Below are 24,412 nucleotides of genomic sequence, written 5' to 3'. Positions count from 1 at the left end.
GACATGAAGAATTATTTAAACTATATGGCGGGCATAGCCTCGCTGCTGGTAGTCTTCGCCTGCGACCCGTATGAAGACATTTATGACGAGCTCGATGCGCGGGGAGAGAACTATGACTATACCCTGGTGGACGCCGACTATAATGCGGTTGCCAAAGTAGATGGTGGTGCGGACATTGCTAAAAATAAAAATTTCACTTCGGTAGGTCAGGCCAAGGAATTTATACCGCACATGCTGGCGGCGAAGTATCCGAAGCTGCAAAAAGGATCAAAGGTGCAGGTGACCTACAAGCTGTATTCACCGATTCGCGTCGACAGCATTCGGCCGTATACATTGACAGAAGCGGATTACAATGCCATCACCGAGCCGACGCTTACTTTACAAAACCAGTCCGATGTTTTTAAGGCGGCAACGTATGTGTGGCCGGCCGTGGAGAATTTCGATTTGCTAAACCTGAAATACTCCTTTCCTGTTAAAGCCGCGAACGGCGATCCGGCTCAAAAGGACTCTGTCAGCAAAGTGCTTCGATACAACGATGCCTGGCTTTTGCCGTATGTGATTACTCGGGCCGACTATCGCTTTATGGGCCAGTCGTTCGACAACTTCGACAACCGTACGACAGCGATCGACCGCATTGCCATACTGTTCAACCAGCGCTTTCTGTTTGCCAACAAGGATGAAGTTCGCTTTGCCGCGTATGCATTTACCTATACCGTTGGGGGCGCCCGCGTTACCGTGGACGAAATTGTCATGCTGACGTATACAGGCACGCAGTGGGCAGCACAACAGGACGTCATGCCGGCCACCCTGTCATTTGAGTACGACGGTGCAACCTGGATTCCGGATAACACTATTGCCTATCGATTGGCTGCCGCCGACTACAAGGCGATTGCCGCCAATAAAGGCCTCGGAAACTCCGACGCTGACAACGCAAACTCCTTCGGCAACTTCGATCGCCGTTCCAGCAGCGCCAACTACTGGGATGACACGGAAATCACTGCCGGGCTGGATTTTCTGTTGCAGAGCCTCTTCCCGAATGCCGCAGAGGGACAAAAGTATGCTGTGACCTTCGCCGTCTATACAGGCAGCGCCGGGTTTGAGACAGTTGTGATGATCAAGGAGGGCGGCAAGTACGTACGCTTTGTGAAATAAACGACGACTTATAGAAATATCGGACGAGGGCGCCCCAGGGCGCCCTCGTTGCGTTTAGCACCATGGACAATGGTAATGGAGGCTCTGAAATTGCCTGCGAGTGGGGGATACCAGGGGGACACCCTAGACTTACGCTAGAGTTATCCCAGACTTAAGCCGGCGAGTTCCTGATCTGGTGGAGATTAAATCTACTTATTACCAGCTTCGGGGGCTTGCGGCTCGCGCTTGTGGACGGAGCTGACCGGAGAATAACTCCAGGACGCAGGCTAACGAAAGAGGACGCCCAACAGGCGCCCTCAGATGACTGATCGTGATATTGCTTTTAGCCGTTCGGCCTACATACCCAGTGACTGGTTCTCGATAGAAGCCAGTTCCAGGACCTTTTCGTATTCCGCGGCCGTGAGGTCGTTGTAAAAATAGTGGACGGGGTCTACCTGGTCGCCGTTGATCAGCACTTCGTAGTGCAGGTGGGGGGCGGTGGACAAGCCCGTGTTGCCGACGTAGCCGATGAGGTCGCCGCGTTTTATGTTTTGTCCCGAGCGGACGGCAAACTCGTGCATGTGCGCGTAGCGCGTGCGGTAGCCGAAGCCGTGGTTGACTTCCACCATTTTGCCATAGCCGCTGAACTTGACGCTGACCTCGGCCACGGTGCCGTCGGCGGTGGCGTAGATCGGCGTACCGATAGAGGCGGCGAAGTCAATGCCGGTGTGTAGTTTTTTCACTTTGTAGATGGGGTGTGTACGCCAGCCGAAACCGGAGGCCAGGGCCACCAGTTGTTTGTTGGAGATAGGCTGTATGGCCGGAATGGCCGCGTAGAGCTTCTCTTTCTTTTCCGCCATCTTCACCACTTCGTCCTGAGACTTGGATTCGATGTAGATCTTGCGGCGCAGCAGGTCGACCTTTTCGTTGAGGTTCAGCACGATCTCTTCGTGGTCGATGCTTTTTTCGCGAATGTCTTTGTAGCGGTCCACGCCGCCTACGCCCGCGTCGCGGATGGATTTGTCGATAGGCTCGGCACCCAGCACCACGCGGTAAATGTTGTCGTCACGGTGCTCGATGCCCCCCAGGATGTTGTTCATGTTCTCAACGTCCTTGCTGAGCTTGTCGTAGTAATATTCCAGCTCCTTGATCTCGTTTTTGAGAATGAGCTCTTTGGGAGATTCGAAATAGTTGGCGAACAGGATCATGAGGCCTACGGCCATGATCATGGTCAGGGAAAGGATACCCAGCGCGTTCATGACCACATCGCTGGTCTTGGTTTTTACACGTTCGTACTTACAGGTTTCTGTGTCGTAGTAATACTTGATTCTGGCCATGGTAACTACAAGTAGGTCTGCAAATTAACTAGATTGAGGCCGGAAAACCGGCATAATAGCACTGTTACATTCGATAAACGGCCCTTCCAGCAGGTCAATGCAATATGGTATCGCTGGAAAGACGGCATCCAGGCATTGCCGGATGGCCTTTGGTTTCCCGGGTAAATTTACGATTAAAGTCCGGTTCCTGATACCGGCGGTCTGGCGCGAAAGAATGGCTGTGGGTACGTATGTAAGACTTTTGGCCCGCATCAACTCTCCGAAGCCCGGCAGCATCTTCTGGCAAACGGCTTCGGTGGCTTCCGGCGTAACATCGCGCCTGGCGGGGCCTGTGCCACCCGAGGTGATGATCAGGCAGCAGCGGCGGTTGTCGGCCATGTCGATCATGGTCTGCTCGATCAGGGGTTGTTCGTCGGGAATGACGGCATATTCCTGTTCCCAGGGACTGGTGAGATATTCTTGTAAAGTCTGGGCGATGGCCTTGCCGGGGATGTCTTCATAGATTCCCTGGCTGGCGCGGTCTGAAACATTGATAATGCCTATCCGGATGGTCATGTCGGGCGGTTTGACGGGGCAACATAAAGGAAAAACCTTAAAAAACCTCGAAAATCCGGGTGCGGCTGGTCGCAAAGGGCGGGTTACTCCGGGTATATAATAGTATTGACATAGAATTAAAATAGCATTTAAATAGAATTGAAATAGCCCTAAAGGACTATAAAAAAACCATTTCTATATACACTCATATCCAAACAAAACGGCTCTGTGGCCTGTCGTAAGACCGCGGGCAGCTTTTACCGTTTTGCCTTTACCTGGTGTTGTGGCGAATGTTCTCGGAGCGGCCCTTTTTGAACACCTGCCGGCCTTTGTTGATGCCGCGGCGGAGCTCTTTTTGAACGTCTTCGGGCAGGGCTATGGTGTCTTTACACTCAGCAGAGCAGCAGTTGTTGTATTGTTGCTTGCAATCCTCGCACTGAATGAAAAGCAAATGACAACCGTCGTTCTTACAGTTGGTGTGATCGTCGCAGGGTTTGCCGCATTGGTGGCAGACGGCGATGATGTCGTTGGTGATGCGCTCGCCCAGGCGCTCGTCAAAGACGAAGTTCTTACCGATGAACTTGCTCCCGAGCCCTTTCTCTTTGATCTCCTGCGCGTATTTGATGATGCCGCCGTTGAGCTGGAATACATTTTTGAATCCGATGTGTTTCATCCAGGCGCTGGCTTTTTCGCAGCGGATGCCGCCGGTGCAGTACATCAGGAGATTTTTATCCTTCTGGTCGCGCATCAGGTCTTCGGCGATTTGCAGCTCTTCGCGGAAGGTGTCTACGTTGGGAAGGATGGCGCCCTGGAAGTGGCCTACTTCGCTTTCGTAGTGGTTGCGCATGTCGATGATGATGGTGTTCGGATCGTCGGCCAGCTTGTGAAAGCCTTCGGCGTCTACGTGGGTGCCGGTGTTGGTCACGTCAAAGGTGCTGTCGTCGAGGCCGTCGGCTACGATCTTTTTGCGCACCAGGATCTTGAGCTTGAAGAACGACTTGCCGTTGTCTTCGACGGCGACGTTGAGTCGCAGCCCGTTCATCCAGTCGATGGCGTACAGGTGGTTGCGGAAGGCCTCGAATTGTTGCTCGGGCACGCTGATCTGGGCATTGATCCCCTCGGATGCTACATAGATCCGGCCCAATACGCCGAGGGCTTCCAGGTCGCGGTAGAGCTGGTCGCGGAAGGCAACGGGGTCGGACAGGTGGTGATATTTGTAGAAGGAGATCGTTACCCGTTTCTCCGGGGTGGCGAGCATCTTCTCCTTGAGAAGACGGCCATCAACGCGATTGTACAATGCCATGTGATTAATTGCAGGTCAGTAAATACTGGTCTGAGATGTACCTAAGAGGTCTTAGGTGTCTCTTTTCAGCTAAAACTGCACTGTTTAACGTCATGTAAATTTTGGTCAGACCAGAAAAAAGAACGCCATACAATTAAGACCATATCCCACTTTATCAAAATCATGCTATTTCAAAGAACCAACCCTGCAAAGGTAGCAACGAACGCCAATATTAATGTTGGTTTAACCCGAATATTCCGACGCAAAACCTTCGTATTTGGTCAGAAACGGGCATTCGTCGCGATGATTTTGTCAGTATGGCGCCCCAGGTTTTCTTTTTCTCAATGAGAAATACCGTCAGATCGGCGTTTTAGCGGCGCTAAGTGACGGAGGGCCCATCCGGTCCGCAGCAGTCAGTTGTGTCATGTTGTTGCAGTATCTCCATCATCGAAGTCGAGAAAGTGAAATTCCAGGAATCGCTGATTATTTGAGTCTGCTGTATACGAATGCTGTTTAATTTGGTATAGAATCACCAAGCCATTTCGGATCATATACTGTTTAAGTATGTCATCTCGTCAATCAGCCCGGGAGCAGCACCCTTGGCGTACAGTTCCCGCAAGGTGTCTACTTTGCCGGCTACGACTGTCCTATGGTGCCGGTCGCAATCGTTGATATCAGCCCCGGCGTCGAGCAGCAGCTGAATCATTTCTCTGTTATCCGGAAGGTAATACATACAGCCTTTGAGGGAAGGAGGCTTCCTGGACAGGATGTAGCGAATGAGCTCTTCGTTTCCGCACTTGCAGGCATATGCCAGAAAGGTCATCCCGCTGAACCCCACCGGCGGATCGATCGTTCGGGGCGTGGATGGCCCCGGCACCGGCGTGGTCACGTTGTAGGTCAGTTTGAATTCATTCAAGGCGGGAATTTCTATATGAGGCACCCAGTCTCCCGTAAATGTGAAAGTTGCCATGAGGCTCGTGTCAGTGAGTAGTTATAAACTGACAAATTAAGAGAATGTCGGGGCTCGTTTAAGATTTCTGATGTTTAAAATAAATTTTAACCCCGCCCTACTGATCAGATTCTTTTTTCTGACCGGCGGTGGAAACATGCTGGCTTAGACTACGCCCTGGGATGGCCGGTGGTAGAATATTATTTAAAAGAAGGGTAACCTGAAACCTCGATAATGGTGCAAGATGTACCGAAGAGGTCTCAGATAAAGCAAGTATTCCTGGTTACCTATAATCCTCCTGATAGAGAGCACTTTGCATTAGACCCGAAAGACTTTTTAACGAGCGGATGTTCTTGCGCTTGCGCGGGTTCATCGGCATTCGACGGGAACTGATAACTTCGTATAGACCGGATATCGTATATTGACGTGTTTGAATGATTTTCTGAATGAACAAACTCGTCGCGAGAGCAAACCCGGCCCCCCTGGCTATCGCATGTCTACTGATAGCCAGCCTTTTTTCCTGCAATAAGCGCGACGAGAAAAATCCACCTGTAAAGAATTACGTTGTTTCAGAATACGACTACATACAGGCTTTCCTGGCGATGGACACATTGCCCGCGCCAAAGCGTATAGAACAGATCAGCCTGATGCTGGAAGAGTTCGACTCGACGGAATACCCTGGCAATCCCTGCTACAACTACCTTCATGGCTATCTTCTACAACTCAAGAATAAGTCCGACAGCGCATTGATCTACTACCGGAACATGAAGCCGGATGAACGTTCCGGGCTCTCCATTCTAAAAGAATATGCCATTCTGGCCAGCTCGACAAACGAAGCCGATATTGCCGATTCCGCGCTCATGGCCGCCATCATGCACGTGATTGCGAAAGCGGAAAAAACCAAGAGTCCATTCACCTACAAATTGTACGACCTTCTCGCCAGATTCTACTACAGGAACCAGAACAGTGAAAAGGCCGCAGCATACACGCACCTTTACTACAAGAACCATCCGTTCAAAGATCAGATTACGGTCAGACAGCGTTATCACGCGATCCTGTTTATACTCGCAGTGAGAGACACGGATACCAAGGCTATGCGCGTGCACCTCGACAGCTGCCGTAAGCTGGCCTTGCTGATCAATGACAGCCTCACACTTATGCGTACCTACGAGGGCGAATCGCAGTTGCAAGCGCTCACGGGCCACTACGCCGAAGCCGTCAATGGCTATCGAAAATATTTTCAGTATTTGAAACGAAAAGGCCTTCTCGATATTGTCGCGTTCAACAACATGGCCAAAATCGTACTGGATAATCATCAGCCCGATTCGGCGATTCACTATTTCAGGGAAGCCATACGGTGGGCGGAAGAAAACGTTCCTACCGCCGACCTCACGGAAATTTACGGCGGGCTCAATGAAACGTACTGGAGTATGGGAGATTGCCGTAATGCGCACATCGCCCTCGACTCCGTATTTCAGATATATGCCCGCAACACGGAAGCCATCCAGGCTACGAAAATAGAACAGATCCACACGCGCTACGAAACGGAAAAGAAGGACCATGCGATAGCCTCCCTGCAAACCACCAATGCCCTGAACGAAAAGATCATCACCCAGCAACGGTGGATCTTTGCCGCCACCGGCCTGCTGATCCTCATCGTGCTATTGTTTATGTACAATCTTTATCGCCGCCGCCTCCTGACCGAAAGGAATGAAAAGCTTTCACTGGAAAACAAACGTATGGCACTGGAACAGAAAACCCGGCAGATGCAGCTGAATCCCCACTTCATATACAATGCCATCGCTAACTTGCAGGGACTTATCGGCGGTGGAAAAAAACAGGAGGCCAACGCCTACCTCGTGTCGTTCTCACGGTTGATGCGTAATATCCTGGAGCTGAACCGCCACGAGATGATCTCCCTGGAGGACGAGATCACCTCCCTGAAGAACTACATCGAGCTGCAACAGATGCGCTTTGCCAATATGTTCGACTACCGCATCGACGTTCAGGACCTCGACACCGAAGCGATCATGATCCCACCCATGCTCCTCCAACCCTTTGTGGAGAACGCCATCGAGCACGGCTTCAAGAATATCAGTTATAAAGGCCAGCTGCAGATTACCATCCGCCTGGACGTGCAGCGATTGCACATCGACATCGGCGACAACGGCGTGGGCATCGAAGAACAGCCGACGGCACTTTCCGGGAAGACATCGCTGTCGCGGATCATCACACAGGAGCGGCTCGATATCCTGTTTAACAACGGCAGCCGGAAAGCCTGGTTTGAAACACATACCAATGCGGCATTTGGAAAAGGGACCGAAGTAAACATATACATCCCCGTGCTTGCCGCCTGATAACCCCATGAATGTAATGAAAGTTTATATCCTCGAAGACGAAGTAAATATCCGTGAATACATCCTCTCGCTGGCGGGCAATATACCCTACCTGCAGGTAGTGGGCCATGCTGCCGATATAGCCACAGCACAAAAAGAGATCCAGCAGCTGCAACCGGACCTCATCCTGGCCGACATCGAGCTGAAAGACGGTACCTGCTTCACGCTCTTCAACAACATAAAAACAGACGCCCACATTATCTTTATTACCGCCTACAACCAATACGCGATCGATGCCCTTAACCTGGGAGCATTCGCCTATTTGCTGAAGCCCGTAGATACCGCCGCCTTCAACGAAACCATAGACAGGTGCCATAAGAAGACAGAGGCGTATCGTTTAACAAAACAACAACTCGAAATAGCCGATAGCCACTACCAGAAAAAAGACCCGCCGCGAAGGATCGTCCTTAAAAACTTCGACTTCATCCAGATAGTGGCCATGGAAGACATTGTCTATTGCCAAAGCGACAAAGGTTACACCACCTTCCACCTGAAGGACGGCAGCAAGATCATTATGTCCAAAGTTCTGAAAGAGTACGAGGCCCTGCTCCCCGAAGACACCTTCATCCGCTGCCACCAATCCTATATGGTAAACGTCAATTACATCAGCCGCTATTACAAAGAAGGCGAGCTCCTCCTTACCAACACCCACAAAATCCCCGTTTCCGATCGTAAAAAATCCATCGTTATAGACTACATCGAAAGACTGGCATAGACACGGAAACCAGAAAATAGCAGACATGTTAGAAGGGAGGCGACAAACGACGCCCTCCCTCAGCGCATATCCCCCGGTAACCCGCGAATATCAACCCACCCCCTGCGGATATCAATCTCCCGCATTTGGCCTCATTCGGTCACCTACCTTTACTTCACAATTCAGCAGAAGTACAAAAAACGCCGTAAGAGAACAAAACCATCGGACATGACACGCCAGGAAGTAAAACAGGTCATCCTACACCAATGCGCCCGCGAAAAGAGAATCGTATTGCGCAATATCATCCTCGTCGCCATACTCGCAACCATTGTACTGGCGCTTCTCTGGATTTATGCCCTTCCGAACCTGATCCTGTATAACCAGCAGGCCATTGCCGGTGTGGCATCCAGCGACTTCGGTGTCTATTACAAGTGGGCCATCCCGGTGGGACTGCTGTTGTCATTGATCTACCCCGCGAAGAAACTTTTCGACGTCTTCCAGCGCGAGAAGAATACCCACAAGGTCTTCGACATGCTCCAGCAAAACACAGCTTGCACCATCGTTTCGGAAAACAAAGCGTACCTCACCACCATCCCCCTGCACTGGATAAAAATCCGGCTTAATCCTGTGCACTACTTGCACATCTCCCTGAACGATAGGGGCTACGAGCTGCCGGTGGTTGAAGAACTCGCCCCGGAGATCAAGCGGGTCCTCAGTCAGGCTGACCTCGGCCATTACGAGTCGATCATGGATCAGCTGTATGGGGATGCAGCTCCGGCAGAAACAGAAGATGCACCGGTAAAAAAACAACCCCCGGCGCAACCGTTGCCTTCACTGACCGATTTCCACCGGTACGCCGAGGCCGAATTCTCAGGACAGCTGAAGGACATGGAGCAGGGCAGGGGCTCCGTGCAGAACATATTCGTTGTACAGGTATTCATCGCATTGGCCTTCGTGGGAACTATGGTCTGGTTTTTTGTAAGCGGCGGCTCGGCTATGACGGACCCTGCCGACATATTTAAACTGATGATGACCTTTGTTGGTTTCTCCAGCGTGGTGGGTGTCGGATACTACTTCTTCTATAAACGAAAAATTTCCAACGGCAACACCAACTTCACCGCATTCAAGAAGTCGGTTTTCTCACGCCTGGTGCACTACATCAACCCCGGCTTCGAGTATATCGAGAAAGCACACATCGGACTGCGCGAGTGGCTGCACGCCGGATTGTTCACAGAAGAGAACTACAGCATCACCGGCGGTGACCAGATCATCGGCATGCACAATGGTGTGCCGTTCCAATCCTGTAACCTCACCGTCACCTACAGACCCAATTTCACCAGCGAGAGAGATCCCGACGACTGCGTCTTTTCCGGCAATTACTTTGTGGCCCGCTTTCACAAAACCTTTCCGACACCGATATACATTCATCCACGGAAAGGTGTATTCGGTGCCATCAACGACAGCACGACCACAAGCTACCTCAACACCGAAGGAAATAAGATCCTCCTGGAGGACCCCGATTTTCAGGAACAGTTCAACGTATACTGTGACGACCAGGTAGTGGCCCGGTATGTACTCACCCCGGTCATGATGGAACGCCTCAAAGCCATCAATAAGCGGAACAAAGGAAAGCTCTACATGGCCATCAATCAAAATAACATCGTCATGGCCACCAACTCGGAAAACGCCACGGAAGTGGGCAACGCCGCCTACGGAATGATGTTTACAAAGATCGACCTCGCATTGCTCGACCGTATCTACCAGGAGCTCACCGAGCAGCTGGCGATGATCGACACACTGAAACTCAACCAGGCCCTCTGGAAAAAATAACCGGCATGCACTACATACCCTACATCGCCTTCATCGGAACGCCCGTGGCGTTGATGGTCTATGGAATAAGCCTGTTCAATAGACTTTCGAAAAAGCGCAACCAGATCGAGAACGCCATTTCGTCCCTTGACGCGCTCTTCATCCAACGCGCGGATCTGCTGCCGAACCTAATCGCCTCTGTCAAACAATATATGGTATTTGAACGTGAGACCCTGGAGAAGATCACCGTACTGAGGCACCCTGCCGCCACACAAGCCAACAATCCGTACGTAAGACCCGAAGAAGGCAGCTCTATCCTGCGACAGATTATGATCCAGGTGGAGAACTACCCGGAACTGAAGGCAGGAAGCCAGTTCGCCAAACTGCAATACAGCTTTCAGGAATGCGAGGAACAGATCGCCGCAGGAAGACGCTTCCTGAGCGCATCAATCACGGACTACAACACGAGCACCGTGCTGTTTCCGTTGAACATCATTGCCAGGATATTTGGCTTCAAGCCCCATCAATGGCAATATGCCAGCGAGGTACAACGGCAAAGCGTCGCCGTACAAGACCTCTTTCAGAAATCGTAATCAATCGTAAACATTTATAAACATAATAGATATGGGACTTCTTGATTGGAATGTTACCGCCTACACAGTAGCAGCTACTGTTCAGGCTGAAGATCTGCACAAACACTATGAGGAAAAACTGGGCGCGAAGTATGAGGTGAAGCTTGAGCTCAAAGGAAAGAGCAGGCTGCAGAGAACCCTCACCGGCGTGCGTGAAAACAGCGTGTTCATCGCGAAGAATGCCTACCACCGCACCCTGATAACACCCGTGCACAAGGACGGTATAACCACTTTCAAATTCGATGAATCTTCCGTCAGCCCGTGGCTCACGGCGCTGTCCCGGCAAACGGGCCTGATCGGCGTCCTCCTGATCAGGATCATTTACGGCAACGGCAATGATTTTTATGCAGACGTAATGGATGTGCTGTGCACCAGCTACCCTGTAAAAGAGGAAAAACTCAACGTGGGCATCAGCACGCTCTGGAAGGGCCAGAAGCAAAATCAGCCCGCTTGATAAAAACCAACAATACCATGGCTGAAGAAAAAGAAGAACCGATCAATCCGATGATGGAAGAAATGAAAAAACAATGGGCTGCGATGGGCATCGACCCGAACCAGATGCTTTCCTATATGAACAATGCCATGGGCATGCAGCAAAACATTCAGGACCAGCTCAATCAGGCCATGGGCAGCAACCCGTTCCTGCAGAATCTGATGGGTATGGCGGCCGGTCAGGCCCCGGCCGGCGACATGTTGAATATGTTCGACGAAAGTCCTGAGGTAAAAGAAGATTCTGATCTTACGCCTGCCGAACTCAAGGCCGTGCTCTGCGGGGCAAACATTGCCTATGGAAACACTCAATACCTCAACACGCTCTCTACCTATTGCCCTGTAGAAGATATTCTTGAAGGCCTGGAAAATGCCTGGAACATCGGCTCCCGCGAAGACTTGCTGGGAACGCTCGACTGGCTGGACAAGAATGGCCACAAGGCATATTTCGATATCATCTGGGCCAAGCTCAGTACGCTGCCGAAAGCCGAATGGCGCGCCGGTATCAAAGGTCTTGCGCTGCAGGCCCTGGTCGATACCAACATCGAGCCTGAGCGCCTCATGACCTATGCTACCCACATCCTGGAAGGGTATCCCGGCCTGCTCAGTCACGGAATTTTTGCCGCCGCAAAAACTCCTGATGTCACCGCCTGGGATCTCACCCGCGCCATCAACCTGTGCCGGTTTGGCTTCGACGTCGAGTATCTGACACGCGACGAAGCGTTGCAGAAGATCCAGGAGTTTGCGCAAAAGCTGTACAGCACCTATGATTCCTGGAAAGCACTATCCGAGGGCTACGTGACAGGGTTTGCGATGTGGAGCGGCGAAGGTGACGCCCTCGACGAACGGATAGAGCAGCACGGTGTTCTCTTGCAGCATCCGAAAAGCCCCTGGACGAAGGTCAGCTGGAAGTAATATGCTTACGGATTCTGGTGACCGATTTAAACGCTATGGCAGGTGAGCCCGCCATAGCGTCTCGCGACAGCGGGTCAGTTCCTGGGTTTGAGCTGCCCGCGGACCAGGAGGTTGTATTCTTCGCAGGTCAGGATGCCCTGCTCGTTGCAATACTGGCAGGTTTTGTACTCGTCGCCGAAGGGACCTTTTTTGATCGTGACATGGTCGCCTTTACAGACCGGGCAGATCACCTTGCCCGTGGGGCCGCAGTCGATGTCGTAGTCGGCTGAGAGCACTTCGGCTACTTTGGCCGATGCTTTTGATTTTTCCTTGAGGTACTCTGCTTCCGCTTGTTTTTTCCATTGGATCGCATCCGATGAGTACTGGCCGTTGGTGCCTTTCAGCTGAATGTATTTGTTCAGCCAGTCGATGCTTTGTTTGTATTGGGCCAGGTGAAAAGAGTTCTTGCCAAAGTAGTAGGTCAGGTCGGAAGGAACGCTCCTGAGGTTTTCCAGCACGTACCGGAATTTTTTATCCGCGGCGGCGTACTGACCGTTGTCCATGAAATACACCCCCGAGTCGAGCTCGCGCATGAGCATGGCTTTTTTTGCTTGTTCCTGTTGCTGGATGTATTCCTGTTGCTTTATTCTGTCGGTGCTTTGCGCATGTGTTGTACCGGCCGTTGCCAGGAGTAATAACAGGAAGGTGGCCAGCGTGGTGACCGGGTGCTTGTGGAAGTATGCCGTCATTTAATCAAACCGTTCTTTTCGTATGTCCAGCCACGCGAGCGTGGCCCGGTGAAAGATGTCTTCTTTCACGCTCGTATCCAAATTCATTTTTTCAATAAAGGTGCCGATCTCCAGGTCGCCCAGCGGAAAGGGATAGTCCGATCCCAGGGTGATGCGCTGTGAGCCCTGCAGCCTGAGCACGTATTCCAGCAGCAGCGGGTCGTGCGTGACGCTGTCTACCCAGAAACGCCCCAGGTAGTCGCGCGGCGGCACGGCGTTGTCGATCGCCACCAGGTCGGGCCGGCAATCAAACCCGTGCTGGATGCGGCCGATCGTCGTCAGGAACGACCCGCCCGCGTGGGCGAAGTTCACCCGCAGCCGGGGGAGTCTTTCAAATATCCCGCCAAAGATCAGCGAGCATACCGCCCGCGATGTCTCCGCCGGCATGCCCACCAGCCACGGCAGCCAATACCGCTGCATGCTTTTTTCACCCATCATTTCCCAGGGATGGATCAGCACGGCCAGGTTGAGCCGCTGGCATGCCTCGAAGATGGGAAAGAAGCGATCCTCGCTGAGGTTCAGGTCGTTTATATTCGAGCCGATTTGTACGCCCAGCAACCCCAGCTGCTGACAGCGCTCCAGCTCGCCGATGGCCAGCGCCGTGTCCTGCATAGGGATGGTGCCCAGGCCCAGATAGTTTTTGGGATGGGCCTGTATTAATCCGGCGATGTGGTCATTCAGGAAACGTGCGATGTCGAGGCCGTCCTGCGGTTTGGCCCAATAGGCGAACATGACCGGGATGGTGCAGACCACCTGTACCTGAGTGCCGAAGCGCGCGTATTCGTCGATGCGCAGGTGTGGGTTCCAGCAGTTCTCGCCGATCTCGCGAAAGAAGCGGTTGCCGCGCATCATGCGCGCAAAGCCGGGACGGTGGTGCTCCAGGTGAATAAAGTCTCCATAGCCGAACTTGTCTGTCCAGCGGGGCAGCGTGTCCGGTAGGATATGGGTGTGCGAATCGATTTTCAGCATAGCAGGGAAAGCAACCGGATAAAGATACGGAACCGGCGCTATCCGCGCGGCTTCTTCTTGCGTGGTCCCGGCCAGGGATATTTGCCCGTTTTTCGTTTGGGTGTGCCCTTGGTCTGTTTGCGGCCGTTGCCGGCGTGTTTCGTGATGGAGAAATAACGCGAGATGCCCATGCCTACCAGCGCATAGGTATCGTGTCGGCGTCCCGGCAGGTCGTACAGCGCCTCGTAGCGGTTGAGCTTGTCCAGGTAGGCGGGGGCACGGGGATCCAGGATGCCGTAGTGCACGCGAACGTCCGCGGTGACGCGCCAGGCGTCGGATACGTCCCAGTCGGCGCGGAAGCCCACGAGCGCAAAGACCTGGTACGAGCGGAAGTCGCGCTTTTGCAGCAGGGTGTAGTCGTCCACTTCGGGGGTGGCGACGCCATCATATTCCACGGAATAGCCGGCGGGGAGGAGCGGGTATACCTGGGATGGGAATCGCAAGCGCGCGGCGTCGTGGCGGATCGTTTCGTCGGCGTCGAGCAGGAAGGCCATGCTGCCGCCGCCCACCAGGCTCAGGCGGAAAAAGTCGAGGTCGATCAAATGCAGGCGTATGGCCAGGGGGATGTTGGCGTATTGCTGATGCACGTTGCGCATGCCGACGTGTCCGCCGGAGGTGTTGACTACCTGGAAGTGCTGGCCGATGTTGACCAGGCCGGGGTTGATAAAGAATCCAAAGCCTTCGTAATCAACGGAGTAGTTGATGGAGATCGGGGCGAAGCGCAGGTTGTGCAAGGCGCTGTAGCGGGCGTCGCGGTCGATGCCGGTATCCCAGGTGTGGGTGGCGGTAATGCCGGTAAAGAGGCCGATGGAAACGCTCTTATCTTGTGCGAGAAGCGCGCAAAGGGGGGAAGACAGGCAGAAAACGAGAAGGTAAAGTCGGGTCATTGGCGCTGTCTTCGAGACGGTGCAATATAGAGGCTGCAAAGCTAAACATTTATGGGAAAGTGCCATAGTCCGGGAGGGTAGGGCCGGGGCTGGCCAGGTGGGCTTATGAAGCAGGTAAGTGGGGCGTTGATACGGTGTTGATACGGGTATGATAGGGCTTTGATAGGGGTATGATACGGGTATGCTCGGGTTGGCCTCGGCAGATTTCCCAAAAAATGCCTAAATCGCAGGGGCTTTTTTGCCCATCGCGCATGAACTTGAAAGTAAGAGAACTCCTGGTCCGCACAAACATCTGGTGGGTGCTGTTTTTACGGTTGTCGTTGGCCATGTTGCTGTTTTCGCTTTGCCGGGTAGGGTTTTACCTCTACAACCGCGACTACTTTGCGGATATGACGGCGGCCAACTTTTTTGCGATCATGCTCGGGGGCCTTCGGTTTGACCTGACGGCCGTGCTGTACACCAACATGCTGGTGCTGGTGCTGATGATCGTGCCGTTGGAGATCCGCTTCCGGGCGGGCTACCAGGCGGTGGTGAAATGGATCTTCTTTGTCTTTAACGGAGTGGCCCTGGTGGCCAACGTGTCGGACTTCATCTATTTCAAGTTTACCGGGCGGCGTACCACGGCCGATGTATTCCAGCAATTTGAGCACGAGCAGAACATGGGCGGGCTGTTGGGCCGCTTCCTGATAGACTACTGGCATGCCACGGTGTGGTGGATCGGGCTGATCGTCCTCATGGTGTGGTTGTACAACAAGACGCGTGTGCAGGGGCCGTTGATACGGAACAAGTGGCTGTTCTATAGTTCCGGTCTGGCGGCCATGGTGGGGGTGGCGTATCTCACGGTAGGGGGCATTCGCGGAGGCTTTCAGCATAGCACGCGCCCGATCACGCTCAACGATGCCGGCAAGTATGTGCGCGACCCGAAAGACGTGCCGCTCGTGCTGAATACGCCCTTTGCTTTATACCGCACGGTGGGCAAGACCAAGATCAAGAAGGTACATTACTTTGCCGACGAGGCTGCGCTCGACTCCGTGTTCTCGCCGGTGCGCCACGGGGCCGACTCGGGCGCCATGCGGAAGCTGAACGTGGTGGTGCTGGTGCTGGAGAGCTTCTCCAAGGAGTTTGTCGGCTTCTTTAATCACGATCGGGAGAACGGTACCTATCAAGGATATACACCCTTTCTGGATTCGTTGCTGCAGCATAGCCGGTCGTATACCTATTCGCTGGCCAGCGGGCGTAAGTCGATCGATGCGTTGCCTTCGGTGATCGCCAGCGTACCTTCGATGGGCGTGCCGTATGTGTTGTCGCCATTCTCGGGCAACAGGATCAATAGCCTCGGTACGATCCTGCGCGACGAAGGGTATCACAATTCCTTCTTTCACGGTGCGCCCAATGGGTCCATGGGTTTCCAGGCCTTTATGAACATAGCGGGCATCGAGCATTATTACGGCATGACCGAATATGGCAACGATGCCGATTTTGACGGCTGGTGGGGCATCTGGGATGATAAATTTTTACAATTCATGGCGCATACGCAGCGCGATTTTCCGGAGCCTTTCTTCTCGGCGTTCTTCTCGGTGTCGTCGCACCATCCCTTTAATGTTCCCGACGACTATAAAGCGCGCTTTACCGGCGGCCGCGAGCCGATCCTGAAGTGTATCCAGTATACGGATGAAGCATTGCGCCAGTATTTCCATACGGTGTCGAAATATCCCTGGTTCAAGAATACGCTGTTTGTGATCACGGCCGACCACACGTCGTCCAATATCATGTTCGACGACAGCCGTACGGCCCGGGGGTTGTTTTCCATTCCCATCTTTTTTTACCGCCCGGACAACAGCCTGACGGGCCTGGAGCCGGGGCTGGTGCAACAGTCGGACATCATGCCGACGGTGTTGGGCTACCTGGGCTATCCGCATGATTACATCGCTTTTGGTCGCGACGTATTTCATTCAACGGATGAGATCGCGTGGAATTACAAAGACGATGTGTACCAGCTTTATCAGGGTGATTACCTTATGGAATTCGATGGGCGCCGGGCGTTAGCGTTGTATAACTACAAGACGGACCGGATGCTGCGGGAAAATATTGTCAAACAATATCCGGATGTGGTGCAGGGTATGGAGAAGAAGATGCGGGCGATCATTCAGCAGTATAATAACCGCATGGTGGATAATAACCTGGTCGTGAAGTAGGGACGACACATTGGCCCGGGTCTATAACGTCAGTTGAGTGCGGAGCCTGAAAGGGCGTAACAAGCTGCGCACGGATCTGCCTCGGATTGTTGCGCCCTTACAGGGCTGGTTTGGACTTATGTAAATGTCCACCGTTAAAATCGTCGGTGATTTTAGTCCGACGCTTGTTTTTATGACAATGCCCCGGGCCGGCAAAATCACTACGCCAGGTTGTGGTATACGCTCTGTACGTCGTCGTCGGCTTCGAGGGTCTCTACCAGCTTCAGCACTTCGTCTGTTTCTTCTTCGCTCAGTTCTTTTGTAGTGGTGGGGATATAGTGCAGCTCGGAGCTTTTGGCTTCGAGGTGTTTAGACTCCAGGAACTTGGCCATGTGCCCGAACTCGGTGAACTTGGTGTAGATGGTGACCTCGTCCTCCTGCTGGTCGATGTCGTCGGCACCGGCGTCGATCAGGTCGAGCTCAAGCTCGTCGATGTTGATCTTGGCGGGGTCGAATTTAAAAACGCCTTTGCGCTCGAACATAAAGCCCACGGAACCGGAGTTCCCCATGCTGCCATGGCCTTTGGAGAAGTGCAGGCGAACGTTGGCCACGGTGCGGGTGGGGTTGTCGGTGGCGCATTCCACCATGATCGGTACACCGTGTGGTGCGTATCCTTCGTAGGTTACTTCCTGGAAATCTTTTTCTTCTTTCGAAGAGGCGCGTTTGATGGCCGCTTCTACTTTGTCTTTCGGCATGTTCACGCCTTTGGCGTTCTGGATCGCCATGCGGAGCTTGGGATTGTTCTCGGGAAGCGGGCCTCCCTGCTTCACGGCAATGGCGATGTCTTTGCCGATACGGGTAAACGCTTTGGCCATTTTGTCAAAGCGGGCAAACATCTTATGCTTACGTTTTTCAAATATACGTCCCATAGGATTCTACGATTTAAGGGGTACAAAAATAACGAGATTGTGCATTCCTCAAAATGGAAAGCTGTGCTTATGCTTCCGCGCGTTTGGCCTTTTCCCACACAACCGACTGCCGGCCCCGCAGCAGGCGTACCAGGCCCGCATAAACCGACAGGTTCATGACCACAAAATAATAGGGTACAAAAAAGCCCTTAATGCCGATCTTCCGGTCGCGCAAGGCATATCCCAGGGCGGCCAGCAGATAGAATCCCACCTGGGCGACCAGCATCATCTGGTAGAAGCCAAAGCCTTGTAGGGCCAGGTATATGCTGCTGACCAGGATCAATGGCAGGAACAGCGGTGCCAGCGTCCAGCGCAAGACGCGGTGTGATACATATTGAAAGGTAAGGATGCCGTACCGGAAGGGGTTCAGCAGGTAGGAGAGTTTGTACATCGCCTGAAAGCCGCCGGCGGAGATCCGCACTTTGCGTTTCCATTCTTCTTCGACGGATGCGGAGGCTGTTTCGCTGGCAAAGGCGTCGGGCTCGTAGGCGAAGCGATAGCCTTTGGCGGCAATGCGCAGCGACAGGTAAAAGTCTTCGATGAGCATGTTCTCGGCCGGTTCTTCAAAGAGCTCCGTACGAATGGAGAACAGCTCGCCGGCGGCGCCGACGATGGAGTAGACCTCGGCGTCTTTCTTTTTCAGGAACGACTCGTATTTCCAGTAAAGTCCTTCGCCTGATCCGGAGGCATTGTCTTTGTCTTTCGAAAGGATCCGTTTTTCACCGGCCACGCCGCCGATGGTCGGGTCCTGGTAGTGGCGTACGATGAGCCTGAGCGCCTCCCGGTTCAGGGCCGTGTTGGCATCGCAAAATACGACGATGGGTGTTGAAACATGCTTCATAACCCGGTTTACGGCATGGATCTTACCGCGGCGCTCGGCGGAGTGGAACACTTCAATCTCCGGAAAATTCCGGATTATTTCAGGGGTGCGGTCGTTTGAGCCGTCGGTGACAAAAAAGAGTTTCAGCTTGTCTTTGGGATAATCCAGGGCGAGAGTGTTGTGGATCTTATCGAGGATGAACGCCTCTTCGTTGTAGGCTGCGACGAGCAGCGTAATGACCGGTAACTCGCTATCAGTCTGTATAGTTAGGGGTGAGGAACGACGCTTGAGCTTGCTCAAAATATAAATAATCATGCCATATCCTACATACGTATAGCCAACGATCAAGATACCAAGCCAGAAGGCCGCGAGAAAAGTACGAATCATTGTTTTTGAAGCAATTAAACCACGAATCTAAGAGTTACAAATAGAATTTTGGCGGAATAGAGTACCGATATATTTATTATTTTTGTCGGTCTTTAGTTGGAATATGCGTTTTTTGCCACAAACATTACCTTTATTGCTCACCCTCGTCACCACGGCCGCATTCGGCCAGCTGGTCGCGCCCGGTGACAACGCCTCCACGCCTGTGGGTGTGGCGGTTACGTTCAATATCGCCACAAACGATATCGAAGCCAATAGCAATGCCGATCCGGCCTCCATCGATCTCGATCCCAGTATATTTTCTCCGGGTGCGCAAAAAACGGTCTCCAACAACGACGGTGACTATTCCGTCACCGACACGGGCGAGCTGACGTTTACACCGTCGGCGGGTTTTGCCGGCACCGCAACCCTGAACTACAGCATCTCCGGTTTTCTGCTGCCGGGGACCATCACGATCGAGGTCGTCAATAGCGCCCCCGTGGCAAACGACGACAGCGGGGTCGTGGATGAAAACGGCGAAGTAACGATCCTCATTCTGGCAAACGATACAGACGACGCTATCGGCATCGACCCGGGGTCGGTCGACCTCGATCCCAACCGGCCGGGCCGTCAGAACGATAATAATACGGACGCCGGCGAGTGGAGGGTGAACGGCCAGGGTGAGCTGACCTTTGAGCCCAACGACGGTTATTCCGGTCCGGCATCCCTTACCTATACCGTGCGGGACACGGAAGATGCGCTTTCGAATGTCGCTACGATCTCGATCACCGTAAACCCGGTGAACGATGCGCCTATTGCGAACGACGACGCCGGCCAGACGAACGAGGAGACCAACGTGACGATCAACGTGGTGCAGAACGATACGGACAGCGAAGGACCGGTAGACGCCAGCACGGTGGACCTGAATGTGTCGACCGATGCGATCGATAACAGCGCGACGACGGACGCGGGAGCGTGGAGCGTCGACAACAGCGGTGTGGTGTCTTTCACGCCTGTGGCCGATTTTGTCGGCCCGGCCACCCTGGCGTATACCGTGCGGGACGCGGGTGGCGCCACGTCCAATCAGGCCACGATCACCATTACGGTGAACAACGTTAACGATGCGCCGGTAGCAGGCGACGACGTGGCCAGTACCAATGAAGAGACAACGGGAACGGTAGACGTTACCACCAACGATTCGGACTCCGACGGAACGCTTAATAAAGGCTCTGTCGACTTGAATACCGCTACGGCGGTCATCGAGAGCACCCATACAACAGATCAGGGAAACTGGTCGGTGAACGGCAACGGCATTGTTTCGTTCACGCCCGTGCAGGGTTTGGAAGGTCAGGCTTCTATTACGTACCGCATCAGCGACAACGGCGGCGCGGTGTCTAACATCGCGACGATCACCTTTACGGTGAACGGTGTGAACGACGCGCCGGAGGCCCGTGGCGACAACGGTTCTACAGCCGAGGAAACCGCCGTGACCATCAACATTGTTCAGAACGATACCGATGCCGACGGTTCGATCAACGCCAATTCCGTGGACCTGAATACCGGGATGGCCGGCATCCAGAAAACAAACAACACCGACCAGGGTACCTGGAGTGTCGACGGCAGTGGTGTGGTGACGTTCACGCCGGTGAAAGATTTTACGGGTACCGCTTCCATCACCTACACGGTGGAGGACAATGACGGCGAAACTTCGAATGTCGCCACGATCTCCATTTCGGTATCCAATGTGAACGATGTGCCGGTGGCGGCGAACGATGCTTTCTCCACAGACGAGGATCAGGAAGCGACCTTTAACATCCTGTCCAACGACCGCGATGTAGACGGTACCCTGCAAGCTGCTACGATCGACCTCGATCCTGCAGCGACCGGCATTCAAAATACGGTAGATGTCGCCGGTGGCACGATCAGCACGGTGAGCGGTGGTACGATCCGGTATGTACCGACCCGGAATTTCTTTGGTACGGTGACGGGACGTTATACGGTGTCGGACAATGAGGGCGGTGTCTCCAACGCGGCGACGATCACGATCACGGTCAATGCTGTGAACGATCCGCCCTTGGCCAACAACGACCTGGCGGTTGCCGAAGAGAATGAAACGGTTACCATCAATGTGCTGGAAAACGATACGGATATAGACGGAACCATAAACGCCGCTACGGTCGACCTGAACACGTCCCAGACGGGGATCCAAACTTCCATCACGACCACCGCGGGTACGTTTACTGTGAGCGGCGCCGGCGTGGTGACGTTCGACCCGAACGAAAACTACAACGGTATTGCGACGACAACCTACACGGTACGTGACAACGGGGGTGCGACATCCAACGCGGCGACGATCAGCATCAACGTGAACTCGGTGAACAGTGTACCGGTTGCTACCCATGACGCCGTCACGACGGCCGAGGACACACCGGTATCGCTCAATGTCGTGCAAAACGACCGCGACCCCGACGGTACGATCAATGCCGCCACCGTCGACCTGGATACGAGCACGCCGGGCATCCAGAATACATTGACAACCGACAACGGTACCTTTACCATTCCGACGTCCGGTACGGTGCGGTTTACGCCCACCCAAGATTTCTTTGGTGTGGTGGCAATCGACTATACAGTAGACGACAACGTCGGCGCTACTTCCAATGTCGCGAAGATCACGGTGACGGTTACGTCTGTCAACGACAAGCCGGTGGCGGCGGCCGATGCCGCGACCACGCCGGAGAACACGGCTGTTCCGATCACGATCCTGGCCAATGACAAGGATGTCGATGGTACACTCGATCTCACGAAGGTGGATTTGAATACGGCGTCGGCCGGCATTCAAAACACGGCCACTGTCACGGGCGGTACCTTTGCTGCCAACAGCGCAGGGGTTGTGACCTTTACGCCGTCGGCGGGCTTTAGCGGCAAGGCCACCGTGAACTATCGTGTGAGCGACAACGAGGGGGCCGAGTCCAACGCGGTGGCGATCACCGTCACCGTCAATTCGGTGAACGATGCGCCGGTAGCCAAAGACGATGCGGCGACCACAAAAGAGGATGTTACCGCCACGATCCGGGTGCTCGACAACGACGAGGACGACGACGGTTTGAACACCGGTTCGGTCGACCTCAACCCGTCGACTGCGGGCATTCAGAATACCTTTACGACGGCGGGTCCCGGCGGTACCTTTACGGTCAACGGCACCGGCGTGGTGAGCTTTAAGCCTACGGATAATTATACCGGCACCGCTGTCGCGACCTATACGGTGAGCGACAATCAAAGTGTGGTGTCGAACGTCGCCACGATCACAGTAACGATCGAGCCACAAAACGATGCGCCGGTGGCGAAGGACGACGTGGCGAGCACGAGCGAAAATACGGCGATAACCTTCAGTGTCATTGCCAACGACACGGACGTAGACGGTACGATCGACCCGGCTACGGTGGACCTGAACACCTCGCAGGCCGGGATTCAAAACACCTTTACGAACACGGGCGGTACGTTTGCGGCGAGTGCCAACGGGTCTGTCACCTTTACACCGGCACAAAACTTCAGTGGCTCGGCCACGGCCAATTACCGGGTGAACGACAATCTGGGCGCGACTTCCGCCACCGCGACGATTACGGTTACCGTGGATGGCATCAACGACCCGCCGGGCTTTGACCAGATCCCCGACCAGTTTGTATTGGAAAACTCGGGTGCGCAGACGATCACCATTAGCGGTGTCACCAAAGGCGCGGGGGAAGACACGCAACAGCTGACGTGGATTGCCTCTTCGGGTAATACAAGCCTCATTTCGTCGCCGACCGTTACCTACAACGGCACGGGCAAGCAGGCTACGCTGAAGTATACAGTCGAGCCGGAGGCCACGGGCTCGGCGGTCATCACGGTGAACGTGGTCGACAACGGTTCGAGCGTGGCTCCGAACCAAAACTCGTACACGCAGACCTTTACAGTCAACGTTGTGGAGGTGAACTTCACCTCTACGCCGGTCACGGTGGCGGTTCGCCAGGCGCCGTACATCTACGACATTACCATTACCGACGTGGACCCGACACTGACGATCGCGGCGGCGCAAAAGCCGGCCTGGGCCACCCTTGCCTCGAAGGGCAAGAACATAGCCCGTCTGAGCGGCACGCCGGGCGCCGACGCGCCGGCCAGCAGTACGGTGATACTCCAGATCAAACAGGGCAGCAAGGTGCTGGCCACACAGGAGTTTACGTTACGGGTGAACCTCCGGCCAGCCGTACAGCCGGTGGCGGTGACGCTGGAAGAAGATCAACCCAAAGCATTTGAGGAGGCCGTGTTTGCCGGTGCTTTCTCCGACCCGGATCAAGGCGACGTGCTGGCGGAAGTGCAGTTCCCGGTGATGCCGAAGCATGGCAATCTGTTATTGAACGGTACGGCCATCACGCCGGCTACCCGCGTGCAGGCTTCTGCTCTCCCCGGGGTTGTATACCGCCCGGCGCAGGACTTTGTAGGACAGGATACGCTGTATTGGAAGGCCAGCGATGGCATGAGCTTCAGCCTCGACAGCGCCCGGGTGGAGCTGACCGTTACGCCGGTGAACGATGCTCCGGTCATCTCAGACCTGGAAACAGAACCGCTGGAACACGAGATCGCCGGGGATGCTCCGCAGCAGATCACCAGGACCTTTACCATTACCGACCCGGATAATACGACGTTGGCCAGCGCGGAGATCGGCTTCCGGCTGCAGACCTTCAACCTGGAAAAAGACCGGCTGATGTTCACGAACACCGACAAGATCACGGGTAACTACAATCAGCAGGCGGGTACGCTGTTGCTGACGGGCGAAGCTTCGATCCAGGAGTATATTGACGCGATCCGCAGCATTCAGTACGCGTATGTCAACTTCGAGGAAATTGAAGACGTGACAAAGAATGTATACATCACGGTCAACGACGGCAACCTCTCCAGCGAGACACAGGAGCGCGCGATCAAATTGGTTTACACCTTCCAGGACATCGACATTCCGACGGCCTTTACGCCCAACGGCGATGGCAGCAACGATGTATGGAAGATCGTAGACGCCGACAGCAGCAACCCCGCGCAATACGAGCAGGCCAAGACCCGCGTGTACGACAAGCGCGGCCGCCTGGTATTCGAGACAAACGGGTTCTCGTCATCATGGGACGGCACCGTCAAAGGTGAAGCATTGCCGCCCGATTCGTATTTCTATACGATCGATCTCCAGTACGGCAACAAACGGTACAAAGGCATTGTCACCATCCTGAAATAA

At 54.0% G+C, this 24,412-nt stretch carries 18 protein-coding genes; 9 read left to right on the top strand and 9 right to left on the bottom strand.

The window, feature by feature from the left end; all coding sequences use genetic code 11:
- The first annotated feature begins 3 nt into the window (after positions 1–3).
- Positions 4–1,152 (top strand): hypothetical protein, encoded by a 1,149-nt coding sequence (locus KK078_RS07635; RefSeq protein WP_254089659.1) that lies wholly within the window; start codon positions 4–6, stop codon positions 1,150–1,152.
- A gap of 335 nt (positions 1,153–1,487) precedes the next feature.
- Here KK078_RS07635 and KK078_RS07630 read toward each other — a convergent pair whose 3' ends face one another.
- From KK078_RS07630 to KK078_RS07615, 4 genes are all read right to left on the bottom strand, one after another.
- Positions 1,488–2,468 (bottom strand): M23 family metallopeptidase, encoded by a 981-nt coding sequence (locus KK078_RS07630; protein ID WP_254089658.1) that lies wholly within the window; start codon positions 2,466–2,468, stop codon positions 1,488–1,490.
- A gap of 24 nt (positions 2,469–2,492) precedes the next feature.
- Positions 2,493–3,023, bottom strand: coding sequence for a molybdopterin adenylyltransferase (mog, locus tag KK078_RS07625; RefSeq protein ID WP_254089657.1), 531 nt, complete (start codon positions 3,021–3,023; stop codon positions 2,493–2,495).
- Positions 3,024–3,273: 250 nt separating this feature from the next.
- Entirely contained in the window at positions 3,274–4,305 is a 1,032-nt protein-coding gene (gene trhO / locus KK078_RS07620) for an oxygen-dependent tRNA uridine(34) hydroxylase TrhO (RefSeq protein ID WP_254089656.1), read from the bottom strand.
- 526 nt (positions 4,306–4,831) lie between these two features.
- Positions 4,832–5,254: an ankyrin repeat domain-containing protein gene (locus KK078_RS07615; RefSeq protein WP_254089655.1), complete on the bottom strand. Its 423-nt coding sequence runs from the start codon at positions 5,252–5,254 to the stop codon at positions 4,832–4,834.
- A gap of 425 nt (positions 5,255–5,679) precedes the next feature.
- Between KK078_RS07615 and KK078_RS07610 the strand changes: the two genes are divergently transcribed.
- From KK078_RS07610 to KK078_RS07585, 6 genes are all read left to right on the top strand, one after another.
- Positions 5,680–7,590, top strand: a complete 1,911-nt coding sequence (locus KK078_RS07610; protein ID WP_254089654.1) for a sensor histidine kinase — start codon at positions 5,680–5,682, stop codon at positions 7,588–7,590.
- 16 nt (positions 7,591–7,606) lie between these two features.
- Entirely contained in the window at positions 7,607–8,344 is a 738-nt protein-coding gene (locus tag KK078_RS07605) for a LytR/AlgR family response regulator transcription factor (protein WP_254089653.1), read from the top strand.
- A 207-nt stretch (positions 8,345–8,551) separates the two neighbouring features.
- On the top strand, positions 8,552–10,153 hold the full coding sequence (locus KK078_RS07600) for a DUF3137 domain-containing protein (protein ID WP_254089652.1): 1,602 nt from the start codon (positions 8,552–8,554) through the stop codon (positions 10,151–10,153).
- Positions 10,154–10,158: 5 nt separating this feature from the next.
- Positions 10,159–10,725, top strand: a complete 567-nt coding sequence (locus KK078_RS07595) for a LemA family protein (RefSeq protein ID WP_254089651.1) — start codon at positions 10,159–10,161, stop codon at positions 10,723–10,725.
- 31 nt (positions 10,726–10,756) lie between these two features.
- Positions 10,757–11,218, top strand: coding sequence for a hypothetical protein (locus tag KK078_RS07590; protein WP_254089650.1), 462 nt, complete (start codon positions 10,757–10,759; stop codon positions 11,216–11,218).
- A gap of 17 nt (positions 11,219–11,235) precedes the next feature.
- Positions 11,236–12,168: a DUF1266 domain-containing protein gene (locus KK078_RS07585; protein ID WP_254089649.1), complete on the top strand. Its 933-nt coding sequence runs from the start codon at positions 11,236–11,238 to the stop codon at positions 12,166–12,168.
- A 74-nt stretch (positions 12,169–12,242) separates the two neighbouring features.
- Here KK078_RS07585 and KK078_RS07580 read toward each other — a convergent pair whose 3' ends face one another.
- Genes KK078_RS07580 through KK078_RS07570 form a run of 3 tightly spaced genes read right to left on the bottom strand, consistent with a single transcriptional unit; the run spans position 12,243 to position 14,830 of the window.
- The gene (locus KK078_RS07580) at positions 12,243–12,896 is read right to left on the bottom strand and encodes a hypothetical protein (protein ID WP_254089648.1); all 654 of its coding nucleotides are present in this window, start codon (positions 12,894–12,896) and stop codon (positions 12,243–12,245) included.
- Positions 12,897–13,904 (bottom strand): amidohydrolase family protein, encoded by a 1,008-nt coding sequence (locus KK078_RS07575; RefSeq protein ID WP_254089647.1) that lies wholly within the window; start codon positions 13,902–13,904, stop codon positions 12,897–12,899. It abuts the gene before it with no gap.
- A 38-nt stretch (positions 13,905–13,942) separates the two neighbouring features.
- Positions 13,943–14,830: a porin family protein gene (locus tag KK078_RS07570; protein WP_254089646.1), complete on the bottom strand. Its 888-nt coding sequence runs from the start codon at positions 14,828–14,830 to the stop codon at positions 13,943–13,945.
- Between the two features lie 251 nt (positions 14,831–15,081).
- Here KK078_RS07570 and KK078_RS07565 point away from each other — a divergent pair, with 251 nt between their 5' ends.
- Positions 15,082–17,025 (top strand): LTA synthase family protein, encoded by a 1,944-nt coding sequence (locus KK078_RS07565; protein ID WP_254089645.1) that lies wholly within the window; start codon positions 15,082–15,084, stop codon positions 17,023–17,025.
- Between the two features lie 200 nt (positions 17,026–17,225).
- Here KK078_RS07565 and KK078_RS07560 read toward each other — a convergent pair whose 3' ends face one another.
- Both KK078_RS07560 and KK078_RS07555 read right to left on the bottom strand, forming a co-directional pair.
- Positions 17,226–17,933: a YebC/PmpR family DNA-binding transcriptional regulator gene (locus KK078_RS07560; protein WP_254089644.1), complete on the bottom strand. Its 708-nt coding sequence runs from the start codon at positions 17,931–17,933 to the stop codon at positions 17,226–17,228.
- A 67-nt stretch (positions 17,934–18,000) separates the two neighbouring features.
- The gene (locus KK078_RS07555; RefSeq protein WP_254089643.1) at positions 18,001–19,179 is read right to left on the bottom strand and encodes a glycosyltransferase family 2 protein; all 1,179 of its coding nucleotides are present in this window, start codon (positions 19,177–19,179) and stop codon (positions 18,001–18,003) included.
- Between the two features lie 133 nt (positions 19,180–19,312).
- On the opposite strand from KK078_RS07555, the gene KK078_RS07550 reads away from it, so the two are divergent.
- On the top strand, positions 19,313–24,412 hold the full coding sequence (locus KK078_RS07550; protein ID WP_254089642.1) for a tandem-95 repeat protein: 5,100 nt from the start codon (positions 19,313–19,315) through the stop codon (positions 24,410–24,412).

This window comes from Dawidia soli (assembly GCF_018598185.1).
Taxonomy (GTDB): Bacteria; Bacteroidota; Bacteroidia; order Cytophagales; family Cyclobacteriaceae; genus Ohtaekwangia; species Ohtaekwangia soli.
This window is presented reverse-complemented; position numbering and strand designations above follow the sequence as displayed.